The 5405-nt window shown below is 68.6% G+C and carries 5 protein-coding genes; 2 read left to right on the top strand and 3 right to left on the bottom strand.

Annotation, left to right across the window (positions count from 1 at the left end; all coding sequences use genetic code 11):
* Positions 1 to 20: 20 nt before the first annotated feature.
* The 3 genes from ACRDSQ_RS08705 to ACRDSQ_RS08695 all read right to left on the bottom strand — a co-directional run bounded on the left by ACRDSQ_RS08705 (position 21) and on the right by ACRDSQ_RS08695 (position 2889).
* Positions 21 to 1745, bottom strand: a complete 1725-nt coding sequence (locus ACRDSQ_RS08705; RefSeq protein ID WP_431420285.1) for an LPXTG cell wall anchor domain-containing protein — start codon at positions 1743 to 1745, stop codon at positions 21 to 23.
* A gap of 91 nt (positions 1746 to 1836) precedes the next feature.
* The gene (locus ACRDSQ_RS08700; protein ID WP_431420283.1) at positions 1837 to 2040 is read right to left on the bottom strand and encodes a DUF397 domain-containing protein; all 204 of its coding nucleotides are present in this window, start codon (positions 2038 to 2040) and stop codon (positions 1837 to 1839) included.
* 6 nt (positions 2041 to 2046) lie between these two features.
* The gene (locus ACRDSQ_RS08695) at positions 2047 to 2889 is read right to left on the bottom strand and encodes a helix-turn-helix domain-containing protein (protein ID WP_431420282.1); all 843 of its coding nucleotides are present in this window, start codon (positions 2887 to 2889) and stop codon (positions 2047 to 2049) included.
* A 223-nt stretch (positions 2890 to 3112) separates the two neighbouring features.
* On the opposite strand from ACRDSQ_RS08695, the gene ACRDSQ_RS08690 reads away from it, so the two are divergent.
* Positions 3113 to 3364 carry a hypothetical protein gene (locus tag ACRDSQ_RS08690; RefSeq protein ID WP_431420281.1) on the top strand — a complete coding sequence of 84 codons (252 nt, stop codon included), beginning with the start codon at positions 3113 to 3115 and terminating at the stop codon, positions 3362 to 3364.
* 64 nt (positions 3365 to 3428) lie between these two features.
* Positions 3429 to 5156 (top strand): protein kinase domain-containing protein, encoded by a 1728-nt coding sequence (locus tag ACRDSQ_RS08685; protein ID WP_431420279.1) that lies wholly within the window; start codon positions 3429 to 3431, stop codon positions 5154 to 5156.
* Positions 5157 to 5405: the final 249 nt, after the last annotated feature.

Below are 5405 nucleotides of genomic sequence, written 5' to 3'. Positions count from 1 at the left end.
CCCGCTTTGTCTCAGGTGGTTCAGTTCGCCTTGGTGCGCCTGCGGTTCGCGGCGATCAGGAACACCGCTCCGGCGAGCAGTGTGGTCAGGCCGCCGACGGACAGCCAGATCACGTTCGCGCCGGTGTCCGGCAGGTTTCCGGACCGCGCCTGCGGGGCGGGCGCCGCCGGGGGCGCCTTGGGGACGGTGGTCACCGGGTTAGGCGTGGGCTCAACGTCGGTACCCGGCTTCAACTCGACGTCGAAGTCGCAGGTGTACCAGCAGCCGCCCCCCATGACCAGGACGTAATACCCCTCGGGGTTGTGCACGGTCCACGGCCCGTCGACCTCCGCGAGGTAGACCCCGGCGGGCGCGTCCTTGAACTCGGCGACACCCTGGTCGTTGGTGCGCGAAGTCGCCACGATCTCGGCGGTCTCCGGGTCGACCAGCTGCATGTCGACGCCCGCGATGGTCTCGCCTTCGTCGGACCAGCCGTTGCCGTTGGCGTCCTGGAAGGCGGTGGTGCGCACGGTGCCGGTGGCATCGGTGATCAGTCGGGCGGCATCGGAGGCGCTGGGATTCGACGAGGCGTCCCAACCGAAGTCACAGTCGGCGAACACGATGCCGTACCTGCCATAGGCGACCGGGATGATCTCGCTGACCTCGTACGTCTCGGTCTTGCCCGGTGCGACGCTGACACCCTTGCGGTCCCAGGCGAAGTCGCCCCAGCCCGCGCCGTCGCCCTGCAGCCCGGGGCCCTCACCGCTGCGGTTGCAGGCCACGTTGATGCCGACGATCGGGACGGTGCCCTTGTTCGTCAGGGTGACGACGAGTTCGGCGGTGTCGCCCGGCTTGTAGCTGTCGTGCTTGAACTCGATCTCCGCAGTCAGACCCTCGCTGAACGGGCGGACGCCGCGCAGGTGGAGATCCATATTGTCGTCGGACAGGTCGACCTGCACGGTCGTGTATCGGAACGCCCAGTCGCCGACCTCCGGCGACACCGAGTGCGCGACCGGAGCGAGCCGGTCGAAGGTGAATCGCCCATCGGCGTCGGTCTTGACGGTCAGGCGTCCGTCTTGGATGACGCCGTTGTCCGCTGTCACGTCGACGCCCGCCGCGATCTCACCGGCGTCGATCTTCTCGTTGCCGTTCTTGTCGAGGTAGACGACGCCCGCGATCTTGCCGTGGACCTGCTTCAGCGCGGCGGTCGCCTCGAACATGGTCGAGCGGTGGTTGAAGTCACCGGACTGGACGAAACCAGTGAGAACGGCGGATGTGGCATTCGGATCGCCGACGACGCCTTCGAACTCGTGGGTGTGGCTCTGGCCCGCGTCGAGCTCGACACCGGATTGGAGCCTGTTCCTGCTCTGGTAGTCCAGGACGATGGTGCTTTGGAAGGTGATCAGGTAGGCCGACGCCTTGAGCGGGCCCGTCGTCGTGTTGGTGATCTTGAGGGTGCCCTTGACCGGCTCACCGGTCTGGTACGACTCCTTGCCGAGCTTGATCTCCACCGCGAACGGCTCGACCGGGTTGGCGTCGGCCTTCTCCGCGGGCTGCTGCGGCTGCGGCTCGACCGGTTCGGCAGGCGCGCTCGACGGCGCGGGTTCCGGTGCGGGTTCCGAGACCGGCGCGGAGGGCTCCGCGGACACCGACGACGGCGCGGGAGCGGGATCGCTCGGTTGGGCGTGGGCTGGTGCGGTGACCAGCATTCCCGCGGCCACGGCGCACACGGCGGCCGTCACCCGGGCATAGCTGAACAAGGACATGAAGGAACTCCAATTGACCACGGCCGTCCCCGAGCCGGCCCCCAGCACCGGTTGCGGTCGCGTCCGGCGGGGGAAGACTAGGCGAGTTGAGTCACGCGGGAGTGTTGGGGCGCATGACATTGGGCCATTCGGAGCAGGTCAGGCGCGCGGGGAACCAGGCGTTCGCGGGGAAGCTGAGCGTGCCGCCGATGGGGTTCTTGGAGTCCCGCACGCGCACGGTGGCTGAGAAGGCGATCTCCACGCACTCGGCGCCGTTCGGCGAGCTGAAGCTCGATTTGCGCCACTCAGCGTGCATGCCGTTTCAGCTCCGTTCGTAATCACCCGCCAACCTCGTCAGCAAGTTCACCGTATCGGCGGACCCCAACGCGTGCTTGACCAGCGTAGCCGTGCGGCCTTGAAACTTGCTGATCTGATCAGGTGCATCCAGGAAGCCGGACGCGCCCTCGTTCTCCACGTAGACGATCGCCGGATCCGATCGGAACTCCAGCAGCGAAAACGTGCCCGGGTTGAGATAGCCACCGTGTTTGAACGGAATCACGAGAATCGTGATGTGGGGCTGCTGCGCACGGCCGATCAGCCAATGAATCTGTTGCGCCATGACTTCCGCTCCACCGAGCGGCCTGCGGAATATCGCTTCGTCGAGGATGGCCACATATCTGGGACTCATCACCTTGTTCAGCACCTTCTGCCGTTCAAGCCGCGCGGCCACCCGCTCTTCGCGACCTTGGTCGTCGGTGTCGGCGAGCGCCATGACCGCCCGTGCGTAGGCAGGTGTCTGCAGCAGCCCAGGCACGAACGAGTGGGCGAAGTGCACGATCACATTCGCCGCTGACTCGAAGCCCGCGAGCGCGGGCAGCAGCAGCGGCAGACGATCTCCGGTCTCCAGCCATTCGCGGGCGTTGAGATTCTCCGCCATGTCCAGGAGCCGGACCCTCTCCGGCCCGGTCACCCCATAAACCGCCAGCAGCGCCGCGATATCCGTGATGTGCGATATCCGCTTCGCTTTCTCCGTGCGATTCAGTGTCGCCGTGGAGGTTCCGATTCGTGCGGCCGCTTTCTGGGTGTTCATGCCCGCCTGCGCCCGAAGGACCTTCAACTCCATCGCCAAGGCCCGCATCCGGGCGGGCAGCCTGTTGCTGATCATCGACCCATGACAACGGTCCGTCCCACCCGCCGCAACCTGTCCGATCGGCGTACTTGTCGCAGGTGGTGAGATCGCACGACGAGAGGTGAGCGGAAAATCCCCACTGGTTACGTTCGTGCCATGGAGTCGATCGATCTCGCTGAGGCGTACCTGACCGCACTCGAATCGGGGGAGCTCGCCCGGGTGCTGGCCCTCTTCGCCGACGGGGGCAGACCACGCGGGTTTGAAGCTGCGCGGGTCGGCGGCCGGGTCGACGCCGGACGGGCGGCCGCTCATCACCATCTGGTTCCACTTCGACTGGACCTTCGCCGACGGTGGCCAGGCTCCCTTCGAGGTCGTCGACGTCATGGAGCTCGACGAGGACGAGAAGATCACCAAACTGCACATCATCTACGACACGGTCGAGGTCCGGCCCGCCTTCGAGCACTCGGTCGGCCGGGTGAGCTGGCGTCCGGGCCTCTCACCGCTGGTCTGACCCCGCAGGACCAGTGAGGTCCCCCTTTCGTAGGCTGTCGCCCGACAGCGCGGAGGGGGATCTCATGGCTGAACCAAGACTGGTCGCCGGGCGCTACGCACTTCTGGGTGAGCTGGGGCGCGGCGGCATGGGCGTCGTGTGGCTGGCCGAGGACCGGGTCATCGGCAGGCGGGTGGCGCTCAAGGAGCTGCCATTCCCTCCTGGGCACGACCCGGCGGTCTTCCAGGAACGTGTCCTGCGCGAGGCGCGGACGGCGGGCGCGCTCAACGACCCGGCGATCGTCACCGTGTTCGACGTGTCATTCGACCAGGGCTTCGCCTACCTGGTCATGGAGCTTGTCCAGGCCCCCACACTCGCCGACCTGATCGCCGCCGGACCGCTGGCCGAGGACAGGGTCGTGGCGATCGCCCGGCAGGTGCTCGGCGCGCTGAAGAGCGCCCACGACGCGGGGATCGTGCACCGCGACGTCAAGCCGAGCAACATCATGGTGCTGCCCGGCGACCGGGTGAAGCTCGCCGACTTCGGCATCGCCCGCGGCGTCGACGACCCGAGCCTCACCGCGACCGGCGGCATCATGGGCTCCCCGGGCTACATGGCCCCGGAGCTGTTCACCGGGTCGCAGCCCGCGTCCGCCACCGACCTGTGGTCGCTCGGCGCGACCCTCTTCCACGCGGTCGAGGGCAAGGCGCCGTTCACGCGGACCACCACGGCCGCCACCATGCACGCCATCCTCACCGAGCGCCCCCAGCCCAGCCGCTGCGGCGAGCCGCTCAGCTCCCTGCTCAACGGCCTGCTGAGCCAGGACCCGGCCGAGCGGCTCACCGGCGCCAGGGCCGCAGCGCTGCTGGGCGCGCCCGCCGACCCGGAGAAGACGGTCACGTTCGCCCCGGTCGCCGGGCCGGACGGTTCGACCGAACTCGTCGCCCCCGTCGCCGACTCCACCGAACTTGTCGCCGGACCCACCATGGCGGTCGCCGCCCCGCAGCGCTCCACGCGCGAGAACGTCATGGACGCGGCGGTCCCCGCGTCCCCGGCATGGGTGAGCGACGACCCCTGGGACGAGAAGCGCCCCAACCGCAAGCTGCCCGTGCTGCTGGCGGGCGCGGCGGCGGTCGTCGTCGCTGCCCTGGTCGCGGTCTTCGTGCTGATCCCCGGCGATGAGGACACCCCGACGGCCATGCCGGTCGTCGACAAGCAGACCCAGTCCTCGACGCCGCCCGCCACCACCACGGAGGGGCCGACGTCGTCCTCCGGCGCCCCCAGCTCCACCGCGCCGCCGAGCAGCGTCTCGGCCGCACCGTCGTCGGGCGCCGCGGCCTCCGGGTCGATCAAGCCCACGACGACGTCGGCAGGCCAGCCCGCTCCGCCGCAGCCGACCACGACGGTCCCCACAACCACGCCTCCGCCATCGTGGACGCGGACCACGGTGACCCGCTACAACCACCCGACCGGTTGGCACGTCCTCGCGACCGCGGCCTACCCCGCGCCCGCCGGCTTCAGCCGTGAACACCCCCTCGGCGCGCTGTCCGCGAAGCCCGCGCCCGGCACCAAAAAGATGTACTCCTGCAAGCAGAACACCTCGGAGGACCACTTCACGTCGGTGGACCAGAGCGGCGGCTGCGAGGGCCACAAGGTGATCGGCCTGCTCGGCTACGTCTTCACCGCCCCGCCTGAGGGAGCGCGCTCGGCGGCGATCTACCGCTGCAACTACTCGGGTGGTCACTTCGACTCGATCCACAGCAGCTGCGAGGGCTACAAGGTGGAATTCCAGATGGGCTACCTGCTGACCTGACGACAAAGCGCAGGCCGCCGCGGAAGGCGGCGGCCTGCGCTCGTCACTGCTGATCAGTGCTGAAGAGTGCTGCTACGGAACCGGTGCCGGCTCTGGTGCCTCATCGACCGGCGGTGCCGGCTCTTCAACGGGCGGCGCGGGTTCCTCGACCGGGGGTGCCGGTTCTTCAACCGGGGGTGCCGGTTCTTCAACCGGGGGGGCCGGTTCTTCAACCGGGGGTGCGGGCTCTTCAACCGGCGGTGCCGGTTC

This window comes from Actinokineospora sp., assembly GCF_050699995.1.
GTDB lineage: Bacteria > Actinomycetota > Actinomycetes > Mycobacteriales > Pseudonocardiaceae > Actinokineospora.
This window is presented reverse-complemented; position numbering and strand designations above follow the sequence as displayed.

Excerpts from the sequence above, each read along its gene's own strand:
- ACRDSQ_RS08705 (WP_431420285.1), bottom strand. The coding sequence starts at position 1,745 with ATGTCCTTGTTCAGCTATGCCCGGGTGACGGCCGCCGTGTGCGCCGTG.
- ACRDSQ_RS08700 (WP_431420283.1), bottom strand. The coding sequence starts at position 2,040 with ATGCACGCTGAGTGGCGCAAATCGAGCTTCAGCTCGCCGAACGGCGCC.
- ACRDSQ_RS08695 (WP_431420282.1), bottom strand. The coding sequence starts at position 2,889 with ATGATCAGCAACAGGCTGCCCGCCCGGATGCGGGCCTTGGCGATGGAG.
- ACRDSQ_RS08685 (WP_431420279.1), top strand. The coding sequence starts at position 3,429 with ATGGCTGAACCAAGACTGGTCGCCGGGCGCTACGCACTTCTGGGTGAG.